Source organism: Leucobacter komagatae, from assembly GCF_000834055.1.
GTDB lineage: Bacteria > Actinomycetota > Actinomycetes > Actinomycetales > Microbacteriaceae > Leucobacter > Leucobacter komagatae_A.
This window is the reverse complement of sequence record NZ_JXSQ01000024.1, coordinates 1-22,746: the sequence shown is the minus strand read 5'-3', so window position 1 is coordinate 22,746 and position 22,746 is coordinate 1. Positions and strand designations below refer to the sequence as shown.

Below are 22,746 nucleotides of genomic sequence, written 5' to 3'. Positions count from 1 at the left end.
ACCATGTTTACCGAATCAGTTCTCGTATTCATTGCCCTGAACGGCATCTTTGCGTACTCGTTCTATGCAGTGCTGGTGGCAGGTCAGCTGAGCCTTGGCCAGGCTGGGTTCGCCGGCATTGCCGCGTTCGTTGCCGCGACGCTCGCACCGACACCGGCGAGCTGGGGCGCCGTTCCGACGCTGATCGTCGCGATCGTCATCGGTATGGTCGTCGGCTCCCTCGCTGCCGTGATCCTCGGTCTGCCAACCATGCGGCTCCGCGGGGTATTCCTCGCAATCGCAACGCTCGGCTTCGCCGAGGGCATCCGCATCTTCATCCTCAACCAGTCCTGGACTGGCGGGGCACAGGGCATGTCCGTGCCGAAAATTGTCGGCCCCGAGGTGGCGTGGGTGTTGCTCATCGTCGTTGCCTACTGGTTCTGGCGGCAGGGGCGTTCCCGCTACGGCCGCGCGCTCGAGGCGATCCGCGAAGACGAGCTCGCCGCTCGCTCGATCGGCATCGACGTTGGAAAACACCGCCTCGCGGCGTTCGTGTCCGCTGGCGCGATCGCGGGCCTCTACGGCGTGCTCTGGGCGTACTTCATGCGGATCATCGCACCGGAGGACTTCAGCTTCTCGACAGCGATTGATGGCCTCGTTACCGCGGTGGTTGGCGGCTCGACGAACTTCTTCGGGCCGATTCTCGGCAGTGGCTTCCAGACGATGCTCCCCGAGATCCAGCGCAGCATCGGTATCGAAGCCGGCTGGCTGCGTCCGTTCATCTCGGGACTCCTGCTGCTCATCGTGATCCTCTACCTGCCTGGCGGCATTGCGAGTCTCGTGCCGAGGCGCAAGCAGAAGATCGACGTGTCCTCGCTCGGGGTCTCTGACGTTCCAGTTGCCGGGCGCTCTCACCCCGCAAAGGGCGAGCTCGTCGTGCAGCTCAACGCACTCGCGAAAGAGTACGGGGGAGTGCACGCGGTACAGGGCGTCGACCTCACCGTGCGAAGCGGCGACGTCGTCGGGCTCATCGGCCCGAACGGTGCGGGCAAGACGACGCTGGTCAACATGATCAGCGGCCTCATCCCGCCGTCAAGCGGATCGGCAACGGTGCTCGGCGTCGAGGTTGGCAAGACTCCAGTGCATCGCATCGCAGCAGCCGGTGTCACCCGTACCTTCCAGCACTCGAAGCTCTTCAACCGGCTGACAGCGCTCGAAAACGTGCTCATCGGCACGCACCTGGTCGCCAAGCCAACGTTCCTCCGCCGTCTCATCTGGCTGCCTTCTGCGCGGCGAGATGAGCGCGCTGCGCTCGCGCAGGCAGCACGCTGCCTCGACCGCGTCGGCCTCATCGAGAAGGCGAATGTTGAAGCAAAGGGGTTGTCCTACGGCGACCAGCGCCGACTTGAAATCGCGCGCGCCCTCGCCGCTGACCCGTCAGTGCTCATCCTCGACGAGCCCGCGGCAGGCATGAACCACGTTGAGGCTGAGGCGCTCTCCGAACTCATCCGATCACTCGCGAACGATGGTCTCACGATCATCTTCATCGAGCACAACGTTGGAATGGTGCTCGGAACCTGCGACCACATCGCGGTGCTGAACTTCGGCCAGCTCATCGCGAGCGGCACGCCAGCTGAGATCGAAGCGGACGAGCGCGTCATCGAGGCGTACCTCGGTGCGGCCCAGGATGACCAGTCGGACAAGACGACAGCGGGCGACTCTGGTTCCGCGCCGACAGACGGGAGGGCCTAAGCATGGCTGATCCAATTCTTCGCGTGACCGACCTCAAGGTTTCCTACGGCAAAGTCGAGGCAGTCAGGGGACTGTCCTTTGATGTTCGTGCAGGGTCGCTGGTGACGCTGGTCGGTGCCAACGGCGCAGGGAAGTCTTCGATCATCAACGCGATCACCGGCATCGTCAAGCCTGCGAGCGGAAAGATTTTCTTCGAGGGGCAGGACATCACGCGGACGGGTTCGCATAAGCTCGTCAAGCGCGGCCTCGTGCAGGTGCCAGAGGGCAGGCAGGTGCTCAGCACGCTCACCATCGCCGAGAACCTCCAGATCGGTGCGCGGCTGCTGCGTTCAGGCTCCGCTGCGGCGATCGACGGCATCTACGACCGCTTCCCAGTGCTCGGCGAGCGCAGGCAACTCCCTGCCGGCTCGCTGTCTGGCGGAGAGCAGCAGATGCTCGCGATCGGTCGCGCGATGCTCGCGCAGCCGCGCGTCATCTTCATGGACGAGCCATCGATGGGCCTCGCACCAATGATCGTTGATGAGGTCTTCAACGTCATCGAAGAGATCCGCTCTGACGGGACAACGGTCGTGCTTGTTGAGCAGAATGCACGCCGTGCGCTGCAGGCGGCCGATGAGGGGCACGTGTTGCAGAACGGCGAGATCGTCCGCTCGGGCACGGCAGCGGATCTCCTCGCGGACGACGGAATTATCCAGGCATACCTCGGAACGGGTGGCAGCACGAAGTGAGTGGGACCAGTGGCGACGGGCTCGGGCAACGGAAGATCGAACGCAAGCTCCCCAAGTGGAGTGAGTTCGCTCCGCTGTTGGGGTTCAAGAAACCAGAACTTGACCCCGTAGAGCGGCGCCTGCAGCGCGCGCTCACCGTGAAAGACCTCGCGGCGGCGGCACGGCGACGCACGCCAAAGTCGGTTTTCTACTACGTGCACGGTGCCGCGGAGTCCGAGCTGAGCATCTGGCGCGCACGCGATGCCTTCTCTCGTGTGGAGTTCGAGCCCCGGGTGCTTCACGATGTTGGCGCAGTGAGTACTGGCACGACGATCCTCGGCAGGGAGGCGAGCTTCCCGCTCATCCTCGCGCCGACCGGGTTCACCCGGATGATGCACCACGAGGGCGAGATCGCTGTCGCGCGGTCCGCAGCACGTGCGGGCGTGCCATACACGCTCTCCACGATGGGCACGACCGCACCAGCTGACCTGAAGCGCGCGGTTCCGAGCGGTGACAACTGGTTCCAGCTGTATCTCTGGAAGGACCGCGACGCGACGAGGCAGCTCATCGAGCAGGTGCGGGCCGCTGGCTACGACACACTCGTGCTCACGGTCGACACGCCAGTGGCAGGAAATCGTCTGCGCGATACCCGCAACGGTCTGACGATCCCGCCGTCGTTGAGCATGAAGACCTTCATCGACTTCGCGATGTACCCGAACTGGTGGGCGAACATCCTCACCACCGAGCCGATCGAGTTCGCGAGCCTGAAATCGTTCGACGGCACCGTCGCTGAGCTTGTTGGGCAGATGTTCGACCCGAGCCTCAGCCTCGAGGACCTGCAGTGGCTGCGGGACGAGTGGGAGGGCTCGCTCGTGGTGAAGGGCATCCAGTCGGTCGAGGACGCGAGGCGCGTTGTGGATCTTGGCGTCGACGCGATCGTCGTCTCGAACCACGGTGGCCGCCAGCTCGACCGCGCACCAACGCCCCTCGAGCTGCTCCCGCACGTCGCGGAGGCCGTCAATGGCCGCGCCCAGATCTTCCTCGACACGGGGATTCTGTCGGGGGCCGATGTGCTCGCGGCTGTTGGGCTTGGGGCCGATGCCTGCATGGTTGGCAGAGCCTACCTCTACGGGCTCATGGCCGGTGGCGAGCGAGGCGTCGACCGCATGTTCGAGATCATGCGCTCGGAGGCGCTGCGGACGATGCAGCTCACCGGCGTCGAAAGCGTAGCGGAACTGCGTGGGAGGGTCACTCTCCGCGACGCGCGCTAGCGACACGTAGCCGCGCTGAGACTCACGGACTGGCGCGGAGTGACCGCGCACCTCGACGGGTGTGGGGCGCGGACCCATTGTTCGTGGGGCCCGGTGGTGGCTAGAGGTGGATGCTGCCTGCCCGGGAGGCATCTCCACTGTCGTCAATGTGTAGCAGCGAGGCGAGTGACTGCTCACGTTTGACCTCGAACTCGAAGCGTGAGCGGTCGCCGCGGTGATACGCAACGAAGTATTCGATGGGGTGGTCGGCTTCATCTCGACTGACGCTGCGGAGCCTCAGCAGCGCGGAGCCGGCACTCACCCCGAGATACTGTGCCTGCTCGTGAGTCGCAACGGTCGCCTCGGCTGAGCGCACCCCACGACTCGAGGCGATGCCGTTTCGTGCGAGGAACTGGTAGAGCGAACGTTCAGAGAAGTCCACTCCTAGGGTGGAGCGGCCGACGCCCTCCGGCATCCACGTGGTCGAGAGCGACCACGGTTCCCCGTCAACGTAGCGCAGTCGTTGGAGGACGACAACGGGCGCCCCGAGTGGCAGTTCGAGGGCCTGAGCGATTTCCGTGTCTGCTTCGGCTCGTTCGTGGCGTAGTACGTCGCTGCGCACCTGGCCACCACGGCTTCCGACATCTTCGAAGAGTCCGACGAGCGTGTGCGCGAGTGTTTCGCTCGTGCGGGGCCGCGACACGAATGTCCCCTTGCCTTTGACGCGCTCGACAAGGCCTTCGTGCTCGAGTTGGGCAAGCGCCTGTCTCACCACAGTGCGGGACACCCCGTACTGCTCGCACAAGCGGTGCTCACCGGGGAGCGGGTCGCCCGGCTGTAGCCCGTCGCGCTCGATGGAGTCGATCAGGAGCTGCCGCAGCTGGTCGTACATCGGGGCAGCTGAGTGGCGGTCGATTGACCTGAGTTCGGTAGTCATAGCGCTGTCGCCCCCTCGGCTGCGGCATTTTCGGCAAGAAGGGCATCGACTTCTTCGCGCCCCGGCAGGCTGGGGGAGGCACCGCGCTTGGTCACCGCGAGCGCTCCTGCTGCTGCGGCCAGCTGCACCGCGTCGGCGAGTTCGGCGCCGCTTGCGAGCGCCGCCCCGAGGTAGCCGGCGTAAGCATCGCCGGCGGCCGTGGTATCGATCGCCGTCACGGGGAACGCGCCGATCACGGTGGTTGACGTTGGCGTGACCACACACGAGCCTTGATCTGCGAGCGTAATGACGGCCGCCCCAACGCCGCGCTCAAGGAACCACGCTCCTGCGAGTGCTGCCGAGGGCGCATCGGTGACGGTGATGCCGCTGAGCAGGGTCGCCTCGGTCTCGTTCGGTGTGACGATGTCGACGTTGCGCCACACTGCGTCGGGTAGCGGCGCGGCGGGTGCTGGGTCGAGGATCGTGGTGATCCCAAGTTCTCGCGCCCGCCCCGTGATGTACTCGGTGAGCGTGGACGGGGTCTCCAGCTGCGTAAGGAGAACTGCGGTCGTCGGGGCGAGCGCGGTGAGCGCACGGTCGATCTGGGTCGCATCGAGTGCGGAATTGGCGAGCGGCACTGTGACGATGTCGTTCTGCGCCGAGTCATCGACCCTGATGTGGGCGATGCCGGTCGGCCCCTGCACGGTGCGTAGGTGGGTGATGTCTACCCCTGCCGCGCTCAGGCTCTCGACAACGAGCCGGTGAAAGAGGTCGTCGCCCACGCAGCCGACGAAGCTGGTTGGTGCGCCTGCGAGGCCGGCTGCGACCGCCTGATTGGCGCCTTTGCCGCCGAGTACAAGTGTGAAGTCATCGCCGAGGATCGTCTCACCCCTGGCCGGGAGTCGCTGGGAGAAGGTGGTGAGGTCGGCGGTGACGCTGCCGACAACAACCACGCCGCGTCGGCTGGGGATCTCGGTTACGGACATGGTGCTCCTGATCCTCGTTGACTTCGTGGACTGCTGCTCATTACACTAGCGGAATTCATGCCTGTAATGACAGGCTGCGTGATACGGAGGCTCTTCATGACCAATCTCGCTTCGGTGCGCCCCCGGCTGTACGTAGACAGCGCCGAGGTGGATCGGGTTGCTTCGCTTCTCAATGCGGGTCTCGTCCACGGCGTTACGACCAACCCGACGATTCTCGCCAGGGGAGGGAAGGTCGCGGGTGATATTCCTGAGCTCTACGCGAGGTGGGAGTCCGAGGGGGCGCGGGAGATCTTCTTTCAGACGTGGGGTGGCGACACCGCCGCATACTTGCGCAATGCGGAAGCACTCATCGCTCTCGGTGAGCGCGTCGTGGTCAAGGTTCCAGCAACGGCAGCGGGGTTTGCCGCCGCGAGGTGGCTCGCCGCTCAGGGGGTGACCGTGCTGGTGACGGCGGTGTACTCCGTCGCCCAGGCGCTCACGTGCGCGACACTCGGCGTCGCCTACATTGCGCCCTACCTTGGGCGGATGCGGGATGCAGGGATGGATGGGGATGGACTGATCTCCGCGATGCAGGCCGTGTGTGCAGGGACGGACACGAATGTCCTCGCCGCGAGTCTCCGGTCGGCAGCAGACATCGTCGCCCTTCGGCTCGCTGATGTCCCGTACTTCACGGCTGCACCTTCGGTCATTGAAGAGATGCTCTTTCACGCAGTGAGTGAAACGTCAGCAGCGGAGTTCGACGCGGAGATGGCTCGGCTTAGCGTCCCGCTGGTCCCGTAGCCGGAGCGCTCGGGTCGCCACTTGCTGCGGCCTGCGCGAGCCAGCGTTCGACGCCAGCAATGTGCGCGGTAGCAAGCGCGGCAGCGAGTACTGCGTCTTTCTGTTCGATGGCATCGGCGATCGCCTGGTGTTCGAGGAGCGTGCGCTGCACCGCATCCTGCTCAGTGAGCCCCCGCCAGATTCGGGCACGGATCGTCTGACTGCTTAAGCTCTCAATGAGGCTCGCTAGGTACCCGTTCCCGGTTGCTCGTGCGATTTCGCTATGAAATCTGCTGTCGTGTTCGACGAGTTCGTCCAACGTCTCGGAGCGTGCGCCCGCTTCGATTTCACCATGCAGAGCCGCAAGCGTGCCTGCAGTGGCATATGTCGCGGCAAGCCCGGTCGCTTGCGACTCGAGCATTCTGCGAACGGCAAATACTTCGAGGAGCGAGTCGTCGTCGTGGAGATCAATCACGAACGAGATAGCTTCGAGGAGCAGGTGCGGCTCAAGGCTTGTCACATAGGTGCCGTCTCCGCGTCGAACGTCGAGCACTCGGATCACCTCGAGGGCTTTCACTGCTTCGCGCATTGAGTTGCGTGACAGCCCGAGCCGGTCAGAGAGTTCCTTCTCGGGTGGCAACCTGTCTCCCGGCGCGAGTTCGCCTGACACGATCATCGCCTTGATCTTTTCGATCGCCTCATCAGTGACAGCCATGCATGTCATCTTAATCATGGGTTGGATGTTTCGCTCCGACCTTTGCGCGCGGCGCCGCTGAACGGTGAGGGGAAAAGGAGAAAAAGTCGGGCGGGGAAGCGGCGGAAACCTGAGCCGCTCGCCTGCGGGCCTCGCCGTGCTGAGGTCGGTGCACTGTGAGATCCCAACCGGGATACTCACAGCCTAGTCATTGGTGGACCGAAGATTCCTGGTGGGCGCGTCGCCGATGTTTTTTTCTCACCTTGCGCCGTATTTTGGCGGTATTCGACCTCCCTCTCCCCGTCCAACTGGAGTGAGGGGAAATCTGCTCAGTGCCCGAATTCCGCTGGATACCGGCGTGCGTGAGCCCGTGTGCGGTGGGTTTCAAGTGGAAGCGGGTGGCAGAGGTGCGTAGCCGTGACCAAGATGTTATTACAAGTGTTCCGCTTTTCCTCCCGCTTGGGTACATTTAGATACAACTTGCACGGCGGCAAATGCTCAGGCAGAATTGCTCCGATGTTTAGTGTAACCTCGGCATCGTATAGAACCTTCAAGGAAGTGGGTGAAAGCATGGGGGACCCGATACTCCGCGTGGCTGGTATCAGTAAGGGCTTTCCAGGCGTGCAGGCGCTCAGGGACGTAAGTCTCGAGGTCTATGCCGGCGAGGTGCTCGTACTCGTCGGAGAGAACGGCGCGGGCAAGTCCACGCTCATGAAAATACTCTCGGGGATCTACAGCAAGGACGAGGGCACGATCACCTTCGACGGTGCAGAGGTTGAACTCACGAGTCCGCTGCAAGCCCAGCAGCTCGGCGTGACGATTATTCACCAGGAACTGAACCTGATGAATGACCTCACCGTGGCCCAGAACATCTTCATCGGACGCGAGCCGAAGGCTGGCCCACTGCTGTCTGAGCGCAAGCTCAACGCGCAGGCAGCGGAACTGCTCACCAGGCTGAAGATTCGGTTGAATCCTCGAACGCGCGTTGGTGAACTCACTGTCGCAGAGCAGCAGATGGTGGAAATTGCGAAGGCGCTGTCGTTTGACGCGCAGGTACTCATTATGGATGAGCCAACATCGGCGCTGACAGATACCGAGGTCGAGACCCTTTTCGTGCTCATCGACCAACTGCGCGCGAACGGCACGGGCATCGTCTATATCTCGCACCGAATGGATGAGCTCCGTCGCCTCGCGGATCGAGTCACCGTGCTCCGCGACGGCGCGTACATCGGATCACTCGAGAAGCACGAGATCGAAATCCCACGGATTATCGAGATGATGGTCGGACGCCCGATCGACGAGGGAACTCGGCCGCAGGCTCGGGACCACCTGAGTGACCCCGTCGTGCTTGACGTCCAGGGGCTGTCAACGAAGGCGCTGTTGAAGGATGTGTCGTTCCAGCTTCATCGAGGAGAGATCCTGGGTTTCGCTGGACTCATGGGGGCGGGTCGCACCGAGACCGCTCGCGCGGTCATCGGCGCAGACCCCAGCGACGGCGGAACCATTACGCTCGCTGGGAAGGTCGCAAAGATCCGGCAGCCATCCGACGCGGTCAAGCGTGGTGTCGGCTACCTCTCCGAGGATAGAAAGCTCCTCGGCCTCATGCTCGAACAGGATGTCACGTTCAACACGATCCTCGCTTCGCTCGAGTCGTATGCAAGTGGCATCGGGTGGATGCGCGACCGCAGTGCGAAGAACGACACGAAGAAATATGTTGAACAGCTCAGGGTCAAAACGCCTTCGGTGAATCAGGTCGTAAAGCTCCTCTCAGGCGGCAATCAGCAGAAAGTGGTCATCGCGCGTTGGCTGATGCGTGACTGTGATGTGCTCATTTTCGACGAGCCGACCCGCGGTATTGATGTTGGGGCGAAGGAAGAAATCTACCGTCTGATGCGGCAGCTCGCCGACACCGGAAAATCGATCATCGTCATCTCATCTGAGCTTCCGGAGATTCTCCGTGTAGCCAACCGCATCGCAGTGTTTGCAAACGGACGAATTACCGGCACCCTTCGCAATGAAGAGGCCAACCAGGAGAAAATTATGCAGCTAGCAGCACACGGGGAGGAAGCCGCATGAGCATCCCCGACCACGGATCCACTACCTCGATTGTGCAGATCGCCGTCAACGAGGACACCGATACGCGCAGCGTGCGCGGCTTCCTCAAGAAGCAGCTCCAGCAGTCGCTCGCGTTCGGTACCCTCATCGCTCTGCTCATTTTCTTCTCGCTGGCGAGCCCGTACTTCCTCACCTGGGAGAACATCTCCGGGGTGCTGCTTGCTACTGCCGTTATCGCGGTACTCGCGGTCGGCACCACCTTCGTGATCATCACGGGAGGGATCGACCTGTCGCTTGGCACTGGCATGGCGCTCTGCTCGGTGATGACCGGCGTCTTCATCACCAACATGGGGCTGCCCGTCGCCGTGGGCGTGCTCGGCGGAATCCTCACGGGTGTGGTCATGGGGCTCATCAATGGCGTGAACATCACATTCCTGCGCTTGCCACCGTTTATTGCGACGCTCGCGATGATGATGATCGCCGGCGGCCTCGCCCTCGTTATCTCCGGTGTTGCCCCGATCTACTTCTCTTCTTCGGCGCCGAACTTTAAGCTCCTGGCGACGGGAACGCTCATCCCCGGCCTACCGAACGCTGTTCTCATCATGTTGGGCCTGGCGGTTGTGGCATACCTCGTGCTCAACAAGTCCATGCTCGGCAGGTACACCTTTGCGATCGGTTCGAACGAGGAGGCGGCGCGGCTATCGGGTGTGAATACTCGGCGCTGGAAGATCTTTGTCTACATGCTGTCTGGCGCTTTCACCGGCGTCGCCGGCGTGCTCATCGCCGCGCGACTCGACTCCGCACAGCCGCAAATCGGCCAGGGCTATGAGCTGCAAGCCATCGCTGCCGTGATCATTGGCGGTACCTCGCTGCTCGGTGGGCGAGGATCCATCCTCGGCACCGTCATCGGCGCGCTCATCATGGGTGTGCTCGTGAACGGCTTGCGGATCATGTCGATCCAGTCTGAATGGCAGAACATTGTCGTCGGCGTTGTCGTCCTCATTGCCGTGTTCTTCGACTCGCTGCGCAACCGCGATCGAACGTAGACCCCAGTCGGCGGTGACGCTCGTGCCCACCGCTGTCTGATCGGCCATGGCCGATACCCGCGGAGCAATCCGCACAGGCACAGTAACCATCTCTATCAGGCCGGCGGTTTCGCTGGCACTTATAACAACGGAGTTGTAATGAAATTTGGAAAGAAGACTGCATACGCGGCACTGCTCGCGTCAGCGGCTCTCGTGCTTGCCGGCTGCTCAGGGAACAACTCGGAAGCGCCCGCTGGTGGCAATGAGGCGAACGGCGATGAAATGTATATCGCCTTGGTCTCGAAAGGCTTCCAGCACCAGTTCTGGCAGGCAGTAAAGAAGGGCGCAGAGGAACGCGCAAGTGAACTCGGCGTGAAGATCACGTTCGAGGGGCCCGCGGCAGAGACCGAAGTCGACGCGCAGCTGCAGATGCTGCAGACGGCAATCGACAAGAAGCCTGATGCGATCGCCTACGCCTCGCTCGACCCGGAAGCGTGCGTGCCCTACCTCGATAAGGCAAATGCCGCGAACATTCCCGTCGTGTACTTCGACGCACCGTGCAACGGTGATGTTGGGCTGAGCCTCTCGGCGACAGACAGCAAGGTCGCGGGCGCGCTCGCGGCCGAGCATATGGCCGACCTCGTAGGCGGTTCGGGCAAGGTCGCCATTGTCGGCCACTCGCAGATCAACTCGACCGGCGTTGAGCGTCGCGATGGCTTCGTTGAGAAGATCGAATCCGACTATCCGGACATTGAGATCGTCGACATCCAGTACGGCGATGGCGACCACCTGAAGTCGGCGGATATCGCGAAGGCGATGATCACCGCTCACCCTGACCTCAAGGGGATCTACGGGACCAATGAGGGCTCGGCAATCGGCGTCGTAAACGCGGCCAACGAGCTCGGCCTGGAGAACGGCAAGATTGTCATCATCGGCTTCGACTCCGGTGCAGCACAGATCAAGGCAATCAAGGACGGTCTCATGGCCGGTGCGATCACCCAAGACCCGATCGGCATCGGCGCCCAGGTTGTCCAGGCAGCGTACGACGCTGCGAACGGTGAGTCAGTTGACGAGTTCTACGACACCGGTTCGCTGTGGTACGACGCATCGAACATTGACGATCCGAAGATCGCGGCGGTGCTCTACGACTAATCAGTTCACCCCGCAGCACGGACGTGTGGCCCCCGCCAAACGGCGGGGGCCACACGGCCGTCTCCGGCGGCAGTCGCCCAAAACTACTGTTGGATCGTGAGTAGGCGCGCGGGGTTCTCGCACACCATGGTGTTCACGGCGGCGTTGCCGACGGCGGCGCGGAGCCTGGGAAGATACCGCTCACCGAGATAGCCAAGCCCAGGCATGCCGCCGTAGGAGACGTAGCGCGAACGCCGGGCGACGTCCCCGCCGAGCAGGATCCTCTCCGCGTGCCCCGCTTCTACGAGGCGCGCCGTGAGTGCTACGAGTTCAGCGTCACTGCGCGTCCGTGGCCGGGCTGCACCGTCGTACCCGAGATATGCGCCGCGCTCAGCGAGTGCTGCGTGCAGCAGCGGATCCGGGTCGCGGTCGGCGTGCGCGAGTACAACCCTTTGCGCCGGTACTCCCTCGCGTTCGAGCAGGTCAAGCACCTCGTGTGCCGCCGTGCAGAACTCAAGATGGATCATGATGGGAGCACCCGTCGCCGCGTGCGCCGCCGCGATTGCTTCGAGGGTGACTTGCTCGAACTCGCTGATGCTCCAGTAGTCGACCCCGCCTTTGAGTATTCCTGCGAGCACCGGAGCGCCGCCAGGTGCTGCGGCGGGAGGGCCAAGCGGATCCGCGTCGTCTTCCGGCATCCCGGTGGTGAGGTCCGAAATGCACAGCGCGGCGAGGGTGTCGGCATCCCAGCCGCGTGTCGGGTGGTCGTGCGCGTAGTGGGCCTCGCGATGCCTGCCTGTCGTTGCGACGACCCGAAGCCCCGTAGCGGCGCTAATCCTGGCTAAGCCCGACGGAGAGCGACCGAGCCCGAACGGTGTCGCGTCGACCATCGCAGCGAATCCGCTCTGACGCAGCAGCGAAGCCTCACGCGCTGACGCGCTCTCGTCATCGAGCTCATCCCCAGGCAGCAGCGGTGTCTCCTGGAAGAGGTGCTCGTGATAATTGGTCGCGCCGAGTAGACCAGATGCAAGGTCCCCGAGCACTGTGCGAACGACAGGCCCCGCCGGTACTGCGCTCGGGCTCATTGCCGCGCAAACTCGGCCGCGGCGGCGAGTTCCTCGATCGTCGCGGGGGAGAGCATGAGGTCGAAAACATCAGCGATGACCTGAGTCCATCCGTGAATGAAGTATCTCCAGCCGTCGACCACGTGCAGGCCTCGCTCAGCCCGCACCGCGTTCGCCTGCTGCAGAAACTCGAGCGTCCCTCGGTAGTTGAACTCCCACACGTATGCGTTGAGAGGGAAGACGACGCCATCAGGGAGTGGAGATCCCTTGAGATCTTTCCCGAGCCCGGTGGCGTTGACAATGAGCGTCCCGGGCGGCGCCGCCGCAACGATTGCGGCCGCCTGCTCTCGTGTTTCCGTGACCGCGTATTCCCAGTTCCGTGTCGGAGCACCCTGCTCAGCGTGCACTCTGCGCAGTTGCTCGAGTGGGGCGCTGGTGAGGGCGGTCACGGTGACCTTGGCTGGGACGTCGGTGCGCTCGGCGAGCGCCCAACTCAGCGCGGTTCCTGACCCGCCGGCGCCGAGGATCACAACCTCGGCCCCTGTGCGGGAAAAGTGGTCTGGCGGCAGGAAATCAGCGAGCGCAAGGTTTACCGTGATCGGGTCTTTTGCGCGCCCCGACAGTCTCTCGCCGCGCTTGGCGATGCTCGAGATCTCTGCGCACGACACAGCGAACGGGTCAAGGTCATCAAAGAGATCGGATGCGGACGCAAACACACGCATCTTGTGCGTCGTCACCAAAGCTCCCCGGTGGTGTGCGTCGTCGCGAATCTGCTCGACGAGGGCACGATACTGGTCGCGGGAAGCAGTGAGTGGGAGGTCGTGCCCAACGAGCGTGCGTGTGGGGAGGCCGAGGATCTCCGCCCAGCGCGGGAACACGCGCATGATCGAGGAAGACGCGGTGCTCACCCCGACGAATCCCATGTAGTCGCCTGGCTGAAACGATGCGGGTTCGGTCATGACTTGGGCTCTCCTTGGGGTGCTAGGGCCAGGCCGTGGTGGGGGAGCACCGGATGCTTCGGGGACCCCCCAGCGAGTACTGTGATGACCTCGCCGAGCGACATGCTCCCCATAGTGTCGACCGCCTGTGTGGTTTGTGCCGCAACATGCGGCGTGAGGATCACACGGTCCGCGAGCGCGGGCTCCAGGAGGGGGCTGGCGCTCGCCGCAGTGTCTCCTGCGAGCGTGTCTGCAGCGTATCCCGCGAGTCGGCCCGAACGAAGCGCTGCGGCTAGTGCGCGCTCGTCGACGAGGTCTGGCCTCGCCGTGTTCACGATGAGTGAGCCCTGTCGCACGGTCGCGAGCGTGGTCGTATCGACAAGCGTCGTACCACCCGGTGCGTGCAGCGTAATGATGTCCGCGGTGGCGAACACTGTGGCCGGATCCGCCGGTGACGCCCCGTGCGCGAGGATCGTTTCGGCTGCGACGAAGGGATCCGCTGCGACCACGGTGGCTCCGAAGCCGCTGAGACGCCGGGCGACTCCCTGGCCGATGCGGCCGAAACCTATGATCCCGACGGTGGCAGCTCCGAGCTCCCTGCCGCGCGTCACAGCCCAGTCGCCTGCCCGGACGCAGCGGTCGCCGTGAGGGATCGAGCGGAGCGAGGCAAGGATGAGAGCGATGGCGTGATCGGCTACCGCCTCGGAGTTTGCGCCGGGGGTGTTGGTCACGTGGATGCCGTTTCGCTCGGCTGCAGCGAGATCCACTGCCTCCGTTCCGACTCCGTAGCGAGCAATGATCCGCAGCTGTGGCGCCGCAGCGAGGTGCGCTGCGCGAACTGGGCCGGTTCCAGCGATCCACCCGGCTGCCTGTGCGAGTGCCGGCGCGAGCTCGTCGAGCGCATGATGAGATGGCCCGCGGACGATGTCGTGGCCGGCCTCTCTCGCACGCGCAACCAGGTCGATTTGGCCGCTGGAGAATGACCTGCTCGTCACCAGAATATGTGCCATCAGTGTGCCTCTCGCGTCTGGCCAAACCACGGAGCGAGCGCCGTGTAGGCATCACTGAACCGCCCATGGCGCTTCGCATAGCTCGCGTGGCGTGTGCGATCGGGGGTGAACTCTGCCGTAACCTCGCTCAGTGCGCGGGCCGCCGAAAAGTCGGCGAGTCCGAGGCCTACGGCGCCCGTGATTGCGGCACCGAGGCTGTTCGCTTCCTCGACGATCGTGCGCCGCCGCACGGGAATGCCCCACACATCGGCGAGGATCCCAAGCCAGACGTCGCTCTGCGCGCCACCGCCGACCGCGTCGATACGTTCGATGCTGGCGCCAGAGTCTCGGAACGCTTCGATACAGGTGAAGAGGTTGAACGCGACCCCCTCAAGTACGGCGCGGGTGAGGTGACTGCGGGTGTGGTGTCGCCCGATGCCGATGAACGCGCCGCGCGCGTGCGGATCCCACAGTGGTGCGCGCTCTCCGAGGAGGTACGGCAGAAAATAGAGATCGTCGGTGTTGAGGTCGCCTCCGGCGTCGGCAAGGAGCTGTGCGGTGTCCGGTCGTTGCGGGTCGGGGGAGAGCGCCTCAGCAATCCACTGCACCGAGGCGCCGCCTGCCTGCATCGTCGCCGTGGGCACGAAGCTGTCGGGCACAACGTTGTTAAAGGTAAACGTGCGCATGAGCGGATCACGCAGCGGTGCGTGGCTCACGAACGAGATCCATGATGAGGTGCCAAGACTCACGTAGGCCCCGTCTTCGGGGGCGACAACGCCCGACCCCACGGCGGCGAGCGGCCCGTCTCCGCCGCCCATGACTACTCTGACTCCAGTGTGGAGCCCGAGCGCGGCGGCCGCCGTCGCTGAGAGCGGCCCGGCGATGGACGTTGAATCGAGGATCTCGGGAAAGAGGGAGCGGTCGAGGCGGGCCGCGGCGATGACCTCGTCCGACCAATCGCCGGCGATCTGGTCGTACGCGTTCGTTCCTGAAGCGTCAGAACGTTCGGTTGCCAAACGGCCGGTGAGGCAGAGCACAATGTAGTCTTTTGCGACGCAGAAGCGCCGCACCCTCGACCACACCTCTGGCTCGTTGTCCCGCACCCACATGAGTTTTTCGATGGAGTATGTGGGATTGAGACGGTGCCCGAGAATGCTGTACGCATGCGCCTCTCCGAGCGCCGCTTCGAGTTCCCGGTGCTGCGCCGCTGCGCGCGTATCCGCCCAGATGATTGCTGGGCGCACGGGGCGACTGTCAGCATCGAGGAGCACAGCGCCCATCATCTGGCCGCTAACGACGAGGCCGGTGACCGATGCTGGGGCGGTGCCGGCGTGTGCGAGGAGTTCCCTGGTCGCCTGAGCTACTGCGTTCCACCAGTCGAGTGGATCCTGCTCGGCGATGCCGCCCGCGGCGAAGCTCGCGGGATACGGCACCGTGACGGCCGATACGAGTCGGCCGTCTTCGCCGTGCAACGAGGCCTTGTTGCCTGTTGTTCCGAGATCGTGGGCAATGATCATGTGCCGGGTTGCTCCGCGTAGGGTCGGAGCAGGGTGGCGCCGTCTGGCCCGCGGAACGCACGCTTACCCATTCCGTGCTCGAGCACCCAACCGTAGTCGTGGCCAGCACCGCCAGGGTATACGGCGAGAAAGGCGTAGGGCTCGTCTCCCGTGTTCACTGACCGGTGCGCCCACCCTGGCGGAATGTAGCCAATGGTGCCGGGGCGCATCTCGATCCACGACGTCTGTTCGCCGTCGAACATCAGGAGCCCGCCAGTGCCGCTGAGCGCGAGGTAGATTTCGCCTTGGTGGTTCGGGTGTTGATGTCCCTTGGTCATCCACAGTTCGCCACTGGTGTTTCCCGGCATGATCGTGGTGATCGATTGGGGGAGTTCGCGGTCTGCCTCTGGGACGGGTGAGCTCGTCACGGTATAGACGACGGGGTTCTCGTTTGCTGCGGCTGCGGACCGGGCGGCCTCGTCGAGGAAGAGGCCAGCGAGATCAGACATGCGTCGCGTCAGCGTCGGCCCCTCGGGCGTCAGCGTGAGGCGCTCACTGTCGAACTGGATTGCCTGGGGCTGTATTGGCAGCGCATGGAAGTCGGGCATGTGGGCTCCCTCGAGTCTCTGGAAGGCAGGACGCGCTGCCTGTAATTACAGGAGAGACTACCCTGTTATTACAAGTAGCGTCTAGGGGGAACATCGTCGCACGTCGCACTTCGCACTTCGCACGCGGCGACAAGTCAGCGCCGGGGCCGGCGGGCGTCGCCGCGTCGCCTCACCGGAGAGTCGCCGCGTCGCCGCTTGGCAGAGCCGCCGCACCGCAGAGTCGACGCTTGGCAGGGTCGCCGCTTGGCGGGGTCGCCGTTTGGCGGAGCCGCCGCACCGCGGCCCCGTGTGCGCTGGCGGCTAGTTGCCCGAGGCTCCAGCGGTCTCTGCGCCATCGGGGTCAGCTTCGGCTGCGTTGGCTACCGCGGCCGCCACATCTCGAGCGTCGGCGATGTTGGCCAAGATGATGGCCTCATCCGTGATCGACTGCGGGTCGTAGCCTGCGCCAATGAGGCTCTCCGCGCGCTCAGTGTTCGGGCTGAGATCAAGCATGTCTGCGTGGACCCCGAGGTCGCGGTCTGCGTGCAGTGCCATCGAGTGGGCCGCGTCGCGAACGTCGCGCTCTTCAATCGCCTTGAGGAGTGCACCGTGGTCGAGATGCATGGTGTCAGAGGAGATGCCGAGGAATACAACCCCGCTCGCGACTGCCCGTCCGAGCACCGTCATGACGCCGGTGTAGAGGTCGAGAAGGAGTTTGCTTCCGCTCGCCTCGACGATGAGCCGGTGAAACGAGTCGGGTCGGGCGATGTCGTTGCAGCGCTCACAGTTCGCGGGGTTGGGGGAGGCCCCCTCGGTTGCCTCGTCGAAGGTGAGGCTGCGCTCGTAGCTTGCGCGAAGGGCCGCAAGCTGCTCGTCGCTGCGCTTCACCGCAGCAGTCTGCGCGGCCTCGATCTCGAGCGACCGGCGGTAGATAAGCACTTCCTCAAGATCCTGCTCAACGAGGAACTCTGTGAGCAGGGAACTCACGGGAGTGCGGGCGCGCACAAAGGTGCCAACGCCAGGCACTGGTTCGAGCATGCCGAGCGTTGTGAGCGACCGAACGGCCTCTCGCACAGTGGATCGCCCGACACCGATGAGGTCCATGAGTTCTGGCTCTTTGGGGATGAGCTGGCCAATGGCCCACTCGCCGCTGCTGATACGTGAGCGGAGAAATACATGAGCCTCTCGCACCTTGTGCGAACCGAGCTGAGTGGAGGACATGCACTGAGTGTACCGAGCGCGCGCCAGCTCCGGGAGCCGCGTGCGCTCAGGTAGCTCCCTGATGTGTGTTTCGACGCGTCGTAGGAACTAGCCGAGTTCGGAGACCCACTCGGTGAGGGAGGCGAGGCCGGAGACCGTGGCGCCGAGCCCGAGGGCCTGCACGTCGCGACCGGTGACCCGCATGAGTCGATCGTCCGATGCCGCCGGAACGGTCGCAACGGCGGGGTTCTCAAGCAGCTCGGCATACATCGTGTCGCCCGAGCCGTTCATGTCGACGAGGACAATCCCGTCGGGGTTGGCCTGCACGATCTGTTCCGCACTGATGGGGCCGGTTGCCCGCATGCCGAGCTCATCGCTGACGCTGACCGCTCCTGCGAGGTTGAGGAGGTGCAGCGGGAATGCGTGACCCGCGGTTGCGAACGGCCTGCCCGCCTGGTTGGTGAGCACGAGCACGCGAGGCGCGTCGGCATTGTCGGCGCCTGCGGTGGTGGCCGCTCCGGCCGCGTAGCCTGCTTCCATCTCCTCGATGAGGTCGCCCGCGGCATCCTCAGTGCCAGTTGTCTCGCCGATGAGGGCGACGTTCTGCGCGAGCATCTCGGGGGTTGTCCATGAATCGGGGAGTTGCAGGGTGGCCAAGCCCGCTTGCTCGAGTACTGCGCCGATAGAGTCCTCTGCGCCGTGCCGCGGGCTCATCACGACGAGATCGGGTGCGGTGGCGATCACGGTCTCGGTGTCGAGGTTCATCGCGACGGGGAATGTCGTCGCCACACCCGAGAGCGATTCGACGTGCCCGCCGAGCGTCGGGTTGAGTACCGCCTCAGGGATGAGCACGAGCCGGTCAGCGAGTCCCAGTTCGGCGAGCACTTCGGCACTCTCGTAGTCGAGGGCCGCGATTGCCTGCGGCGCTGCATCGATTGTGAGGTTGTGTGCCTGCCCGCCACCGCCGGCGGGGATCTCGATCGTCCGCGGAAATTCGGCCGCAGTTGCCGGGGCGGGCGCTTGTGGTTCGGGGGTGTCCGCGGCTGGGGAGCAGCCTGCCAGGGCGATGAGCGAGAGCGCCGCGAGCGTCGCTGCGGCCGTGGTTCTTGAGGTGGACATCTCTTCCTTTCACGCTGGCGCATGAGCGCCACGTTGGCTAGTCGTCAGCAGCGAGGATGCGGCGACCCTGCGGGGTGGTGTGGATCGTGGTGCGGACACCGTACGCGGCAAACACTCGGTCAGGCCCGAGCACCTCGTGCGGGGTGCCGCTGTGGGAAGCGCCTCCTGGATCGAGGAGGAGCAGGTGAGTGCAGGTGTTCAGTGCGAGGCTGAGATCGTGGATCGCCGCGAGGACGATCCGCCCCCGAGCGCCGAGCCCGCTCATGATCTGCTCGACGGTGCGCTGGTGGGCGAGGTCGAGCGCGCTCGTCGGTTCGTCGAGCACGACAATCGGAGTGTCCTGCGCGAGCACGCGCGCAAGCTGCACGAGTTGGCGCTCGCCCCCCGAGAGCGCCCCGTAGCGGCGGTCGGCGAGGTGAGGAATCCCCGCGCGCATGAGTGCGGCATCGATTGCGCGGCTTGGATCCGGCCGGCGTGAGGCCAACGCGCCCACGCCGACGAGTTCGCGGACGCGCAGTTCGCCCGGTGCACCGTGATCCTGCGCCATGAGTGAGACGAGCGCTGCTCGCCTGCGGGCGCGGGCGCTCACGAGTTCCTCGCCACCGAATGTGGCTGACCCGAAGCTCGCGACGCCTGACTGTGCGATAGCCCCGAGCAGTGAGGATTTCCCCACACCGTTCGGGCCGACGATGCCGAGCACTGTTCCTGGCTCCAGCGTGAGCGACAGCGGATCCCGCAGCGCGGCGTTTCCTCTAATCGCACCGAACTCGGTGAGCTGCAATTGGCGATGCGACGCCGGCGCCGGAATCATGCCCTGCTCCTTTGTAGGAGGAGCGCAAGGAAGACCGGGGCGCCGACGAGGGCAGCGACCACGCCGGTCTGCACGACAACGGAGCCGAACGCTGTCCTTGCGACCGTGTCGGCGACGATGAGGAACAGCGCCCCGCCAAGCGCGGCGAGGGGGAGGAGCCGAGCGTGTGAAGCGCCGACGAGTAGCCGGAGGAAGTGGGGCACAACGAGGCCGACGAAACTGATGATGCCGCTCACCGCGACGGCAGCGCCGGTGACGAGCGCGGCGACGAGCAGTAGAACGGTGCGCTCGCGGGCTACGTTCACCCCCGACGTCGCGGCTATCTGCTCGCCCAGCGCGAGGGCATCGAGGGCGCGCACCCGTGTTGCGAGGATTGTGAGGCCGATAACGATGGGCCCGGTCGCGAGGAGCACGTGATCCCAGCTGCGCAGTTCGAGGTCGCCGGCGAGCCAAAACATTGCGCTCCGCACGAGCGAGTCGTCTTTCGCGTTGGCGATGAGGACGCTGATGAGCGCCCCGGCGAGCGCACTGATCGAGACCCCGACGAGGATGATGGTGCCAGGCCCGAGGTCGCGCCGCGTTCGGAGCACCCCGAGGAGGACGAGCGCGACCGTTGCTGCGCCAGCAAACGCGGCGAGCGGGATGCCCCACTGGTGGGTGCCAGAAAAGCCGAGGGTGATGCCGGCCACTGCACCGACGGCCGCTCCCGCTGAGACACCTGTGATGCCCGGTTCGGCGAGCGGGTTGCGGAGAATCGCCTGCATTACCGTACCGACGACCGCGAGGGCTGCGCCAACGAGCGCCGCGACAACGATTCGCGGCAAGCGGATCGACCAGATCACTGTCGCAGCCTGGATATCGGCGTGTTCGGGAGTGAACAGTGCGGTGAACGTCTCAGCAGGGTTCAGGCGTACGATACCAAGCATGAGCGACACGAGCGCGGCGACGGCGAGGGCTAGGATTCCGCCGAGCGCAGTCCAGCGGACTGGGTGTCGCGTGCGGCTCACGGGTCTCCTGTTGCCAGAGGGGTGCGGGCGCCGGGTGGCGCCGGATACACTCTAACTGTAGGTCAGATCTAATAAGTCAGACCTTTCACATCAGACGTTCAGGTTCGGTCGAATAGCGTACGGAGCGTGACTGAGATCTTGCCAGCCGCACTTGCGGCTCCCTACGATGCCCTGCTTCTCTGTTCTTTCGGCGGCCCCAACGGGCCGGACGATGTGCTCCCCTTCTTGCGCAACGTCACCGTCGGGAAGAACATCCCCGAGGACCGCCTTGTCGAAGTGGGCGAGCACTACGGGCACTTCGGTGGGAGAAGCCCCATCAACGAGCAGAATCTTGAGCTCATGACTGCGCTGCAGGAGGAGCTCGCGCGCCGGGGCGTCACGCTCCCCGTGATCTGGGGCAACCGCAACTGGCACCCGTACACGGTCGACGCGCTCCGCGATGCCACCGCCTTTGGAACGAAGCGTGTGCTCGCTCTCGTGACGAGCGCATACGCGTCATACTCCGGGAGTAGGCAGTACCGCGAGCACCTTGCCGCTGCCGTGGCCGAGCTGGGCGAGGGTGCGCCCGAGATTGATATTGTGCGGCCGTTCTTCAACGATCCCGGTTTCGTGCTCGCGAACGCTGACGCGGTCGCGGAGGCGGCGGCGACACTCGATGGTGGCCTCGCCGGCGCGCACATCGTGTACGTGACGCACTCGATTCCCGATGCGATGCAGGACGCGTCGGCCGTGACCGGCCCGGGGTACCGCGAGCAGCACGAGGATGTGCTCGCGACCATCAATACGCTGCTCGCAGGCGACGTCGCTCCCACGTTCGACTCGTCGCTCGCGTACTGCTCGCGCTCCGGTGACCCGCGCACGCCGTGGCTCGAGCCCGACGTGAACGACCACCTCGAGGAGCTCGCGGCAGCGGGCGTTCGGAAGGTCGTTATCGCGCCCATCGGGTTCATCTCGGACCACATGGAGGTGGCCTTCGATCTCGACACCGAGGCGCTGGAAACCGCACAGGAGCTCGGCATGCACGCTGTGCGCGCCGACACCGTCGGTGTCCGCGATCGCTTCGTTGGCGGCCTCGTCGACCTCGTGCTCGAACGCGCGGCGCGCGAACGGGGCGAGGACGCCCCCGCACGCACTGTCGGGGCCTTCCCGGCGCTACCAGACGTCGCTCCGCCAGGGAGCTGCCGCATGCGTCACGGTGAGGTCACGGGAATTCCCGTGATCGCCGGGACCGAGGATTGAGGAGGAGTAGCATGACCGACAACGTTCGCCCCGTCATCGACCACAGCGCCATCGCAGAGAGCATCAATGAGGCGGTGAACTACACGATGTTCGCCGTGTTCCGTGAGGAGCGCGCCGCTCAGGCGCCGGCCGACGCCGCCGGCGCGGTCGCGCGCACGCTCACTGGCCTCGACGAGATTGCTGGCCTTACCGTGCGCGGTTGGTACGACATTGCCGGCTTCAGGGCGGACTCTGATGTGCTGCTCTGGGTGCACGCGCCCACCACGGAGGCGCTGCAGGCCGCCTACCGGACCGTGCTCAGTGGTGCGGAGGGCAGGCTCTCGCCGGTGTGGTCGAACATTGGTGTGCACCGCGCAGCGGAATTCAATCGCTCACATATTCCGGCGTTCCTCGCGGATGAGACTCCTGGCGATTATCTCTGCGTGTACCCGTTTGTTCGCAGCAAGGAATGGTACTTGTTGCCGGACGACGAGCGCTCACAGATGCTTCGGGAGCACGGCGCTGCAGCGCGCGACTACGGAGACGTGCTCGCGAACACCGTCGCGTCATTCGCACTCGGTGACTACGAGTGGTTGCTCGCGTTCGAGTCGGCAGATCTCACGCGCATTGTTGATCTCATGCGCGAGCTTCGCGCAACCGATGCGCGCCGCCATGTGATCGAGGAGACCCCGTTCTTCACGGGGCCGCGGGCTGAGCCTGCGGCGCTGCTCGCTCGCGTCCTCGGGGCTGCTGCGTAGCGCACACTCCACCTGAAAACTTCGAATGGGCCAGGCTGCCGTGGGGGCGGACTGGCCCATTCGAGTATCACCGTGCGGTGCTGCCCTAGCTTGTGCGTCGTGCCCGTAGTGCCAGCGCGCCGCCGGCTGCGGCGAGCAGTAGTGCCATGAGCAGAGTCGCCGCCAGTGGGCCGCCGTTGCCGCTCTCAGCCAGATCTCCGTCTGGGGAGGTCACCGAATCGGGATCGGGATCCGGGTCCGGATCGGGGTCCGGGTCTGGATCGGGGTCTGGATCGGGATCTGGGTCTGGGTCTGGATCTGGATCG

At 64.7% G+C, this 22,746-nt stretch carries 22 protein-coding genes; 9 read left to right on the top strand and 13 right to left on the bottom strand.

The annotated features are described in order from the left end of the window. The first annotated feature begins 3 nt into the window (after positions 1–3). From SD72_RS13575 to SD72_RS13565, 3 genes are read left to right on the top strand one after another with little or no spacing between them, the layout of a single operon-like run. Positions 4–1,731, top strand: coding sequence for a branched-chain amino acid ABC transporter ATP-binding protein/permease (locus SD72_RS13575; protein WP_042545004.1), 1,728 nt, complete (start codon positions 4–6; stop codon positions 1,729–1,731). A gap of 2 nt (positions 1,732–1,733) precedes the next feature. Then, the gene (locus tag SD72_RS13570; RefSeq protein WP_042545003.1) at positions 1,734–2,459 is read left to right on the top strand and encodes an ABC transporter ATP-binding protein; all 726 of its coding nucleotides are present in this window, start codon (positions 1,734–1,736) and stop codon (positions 2,457–2,459) included. After that, positions 2,456–3,709 (top strand): alpha-hydroxy acid oxidase, encoded by a 1,254-nt coding sequence (locus SD72_RS13565; RefSeq protein WP_232299788.1) that lies wholly within the window; start codon positions 2,456–2,458, stop codon positions 3,707–3,709. The genes SD72_RS13570 and SD72_RS13565 overlap by 4 nt, the downstream gene beginning before the upstream one ends. Positions 3,710–3,809: 100 nt before the next feature. Here the strand turns inward: SD72_RS13565 and SD72_RS13560 are convergent, their stop codons facing one another. Together SD72_RS13560 and SD72_RS13555 are read right to left on the bottom strand one after the other, a co-directional pair. Beyond that, entirely contained in the window at positions 3,810–4,625 is an 816-nt protein-coding gene (locus tag SD72_RS13560; RefSeq protein ID WP_042545002.1) for a GntR family transcriptional regulator, read from the bottom strand. Beyond that, positions 4,622–5,590, bottom strand: coding sequence for a ribokinase (locus SD72_RS13555; RefSeq protein ID WP_042545001.1), 969 nt, complete (start codon positions 5,588–5,590; stop codon positions 4,622–4,624). Before SD72_RS13555 ends, SD72_RS13560 begins: the two co-directional genes overlap by 4 nt. 96 nt (positions 5,591–5,686) lie before the next feature. Between SD72_RS13555 and SD72_RS13550 the strand changes: the two genes are divergently transcribed. Then, complete coding sequence (locus SD72_RS13550; protein WP_042545000.1) at positions 5,687–6,370, top strand: transaldolase family protein; 684 nt, start codon at positions 5,687–5,689, stop codon at positions 6,368–6,370. Here SD72_RS13550 and SD72_RS13545 read toward each other — a convergent pair. After that, entirely contained in the window at positions 6,348–7,064 is a 717-nt protein-coding gene (locus SD72_RS13545) for a FadR/GntR family transcriptional regulator (protein WP_042544999.1), read from the bottom strand. The two genes, SD72_RS13550 and SD72_RS13545, sit on opposite strands and share 23 nt — an antisense overlap. A 549-nt stretch (positions 7,065–7,613) precedes the next feature. On the opposite strand from SD72_RS13545, the gene SD72_RS13540 reads away from it, so the two are divergent. The 3 genes from SD72_RS13540 (at position 7,614) to SD72_RS13530 (ending at position 11,275) form a co-directional block, all read left to right on the top strand. After that, positions 7,614–9,119, top strand: a complete 1,506-nt coding sequence (locus SD72_RS13540) for a sugar ABC transporter ATP-binding protein (RefSeq protein WP_042544998.1) — start codon at positions 7,614–7,616, stop codon at positions 9,117–9,119. After that, a complete protein-coding gene (locus tag SD72_RS13535; RefSeq protein ID WP_084767223.1) occupies positions 9,116–10,144 on the top strand; it encodes an ABC transporter permease in 1,029 nt (342 codons plus the stop codon). The genes SD72_RS13540 and SD72_RS13535 overlap by 4 nt, the downstream gene beginning before the upstream one ends. 138 nt (positions 10,145–10,282) lie before the next feature. After that, a complete protein-coding gene (locus SD72_RS13530; RefSeq protein ID WP_042544997.1) occupies positions 10,283–11,275 on the top strand; it encodes an ABC transporter substrate-binding protein in 993 nt (330 codons plus the stop codon). Positions 11,276–11,358: 83 nt separating this feature from the next. On the opposite strand, the gene SD72_RS13525 is transcribed toward SD72_RS13530, so the two are convergent. The 9 genes from SD72_RS13525 to SD72_RS13485 all read right to left on the bottom strand — a co-directional run bounded on the left by SD72_RS13525 (position 11,359) and on the right by SD72_RS13485 (position 20,465). Then, entirely contained in the window at positions 11,359–12,339 is a 981-nt protein-coding gene (locus SD72_RS13525; protein ID WP_042544996.1) for a phosphotriesterase family protein, read from the bottom strand. Beyond that, complete coding sequence (locus SD72_RS13520) at positions 12,336–13,277, bottom strand: shikimate dehydrogenase family protein (RefSeq protein WP_042544995.1); 942 nt, start codon at positions 13,275–13,277, stop codon at positions 12,336–12,338. Before SD72_RS13520 ends, SD72_RS13525 begins: the two co-directional genes overlap by 4 nt. After that, positions 13,274–14,266, bottom strand: a complete 993-nt coding sequence (locus tag SD72_RS13515) for an NAD(P)-dependent oxidoreductase (protein ID WP_042544994.1) — start codon at positions 14,264–14,266, stop codon at positions 13,274–13,276. The genes SD72_RS13520 and SD72_RS13515 overlap by 4 nt, the downstream gene beginning before the upstream one ends. Further along, positions 14,266–15,762, bottom strand: coding sequence for a xylulokinase (gene xylB, locus SD72_RS13510; RefSeq protein WP_042544993.1), 1,497 nt, complete (start codon positions 15,760–15,762; stop codon positions 14,266–14,268). Before xylB ends, SD72_RS13515 begins: the two co-directional genes overlap by 1 nt. Next, entirely contained in the window at positions 15,759–16,349 is a 591-nt protein-coding gene (locus SD72_RS13505; protein WP_042544992.1) for a glucose-6-phosphate isomerase family protein, read from the bottom strand. The genes xylB and SD72_RS13505 overlap by 4 nt, the downstream gene beginning before the upstream one ends. Before the next feature lie 300 nt (positions 16,350–16,649). Continuing rightward, positions 16,650–17,549, bottom strand: coding sequence for a FadR/GntR family transcriptional regulator (locus SD72_RS13500; protein WP_042544991.1), 900 nt, complete (start codon positions 17,547–17,549; stop codon positions 16,650–16,652). Positions 17,550–17,636: 87 nt separating this feature from the next. Beyond that, positions 17,637–18,647, bottom strand: coding sequence for an ABC transporter substrate-binding protein (locus SD72_RS13495; RefSeq protein ID WP_042544990.1), 1,011 nt, complete (start codon positions 18,645–18,647; stop codon positions 17,637–17,639). Positions 18,648–18,684: 37 nt separating this feature from the next. Next, positions 18,685–19,458, bottom strand: coding sequence for an ABC transporter ATP-binding protein (locus tag SD72_RS13490; protein ID WP_052492700.1), 774 nt, complete (start codon positions 19,456–19,458; stop codon positions 18,685–18,687). Further along, a complete protein-coding gene (locus SD72_RS13485) occupies positions 19,455–20,465 on the bottom strand; it encodes a FecCD family ABC transporter permease (protein WP_042544989.1) in 1,011 nt (336 codons plus the stop codon). Before SD72_RS13485 ends, SD72_RS13490 begins: the two co-directional genes overlap by 4 nt. A 126-nt stretch (positions 20,466–20,591) precedes the next feature. Between SD72_RS13485 and SD72_RS13480 the strand changes: the two genes are divergently transcribed. Both SD72_RS13480 and hemQ read left to right on the top strand, forming a co-directional pair. Beyond that, positions 20,592–21,704, top strand: a complete 1,113-nt coding sequence (locus tag SD72_RS13480) for a ferrochelatase (RefSeq protein WP_042544988.1) — start codon at positions 20,592–20,594, stop codon at positions 21,702–21,704. 11 nt (positions 21,705–21,715) lie between these two features. Continuing rightward, complete coding sequence (hemQ, locus tag SD72_RS13475; protein ID WP_042544987.1) at positions 21,716–22,441, top strand: hydrogen peroxide-dependent heme synthase; 726 nt, start codon at positions 21,716–21,718, stop codon at positions 22,439–22,441. Positions 22,442–22,526: 85 nt separating this feature from the next. On the opposite strand, the gene SD72_RS18040 is transcribed toward hemQ, so the two are convergent. After that, a partial coding sequence (locus SD72_RS18040; RefSeq protein ID WP_198141976.1) for a hypothetical protein occupies positions 22,527–22,746 on the bottom strand: 220 nt, incomplete at its 5' end.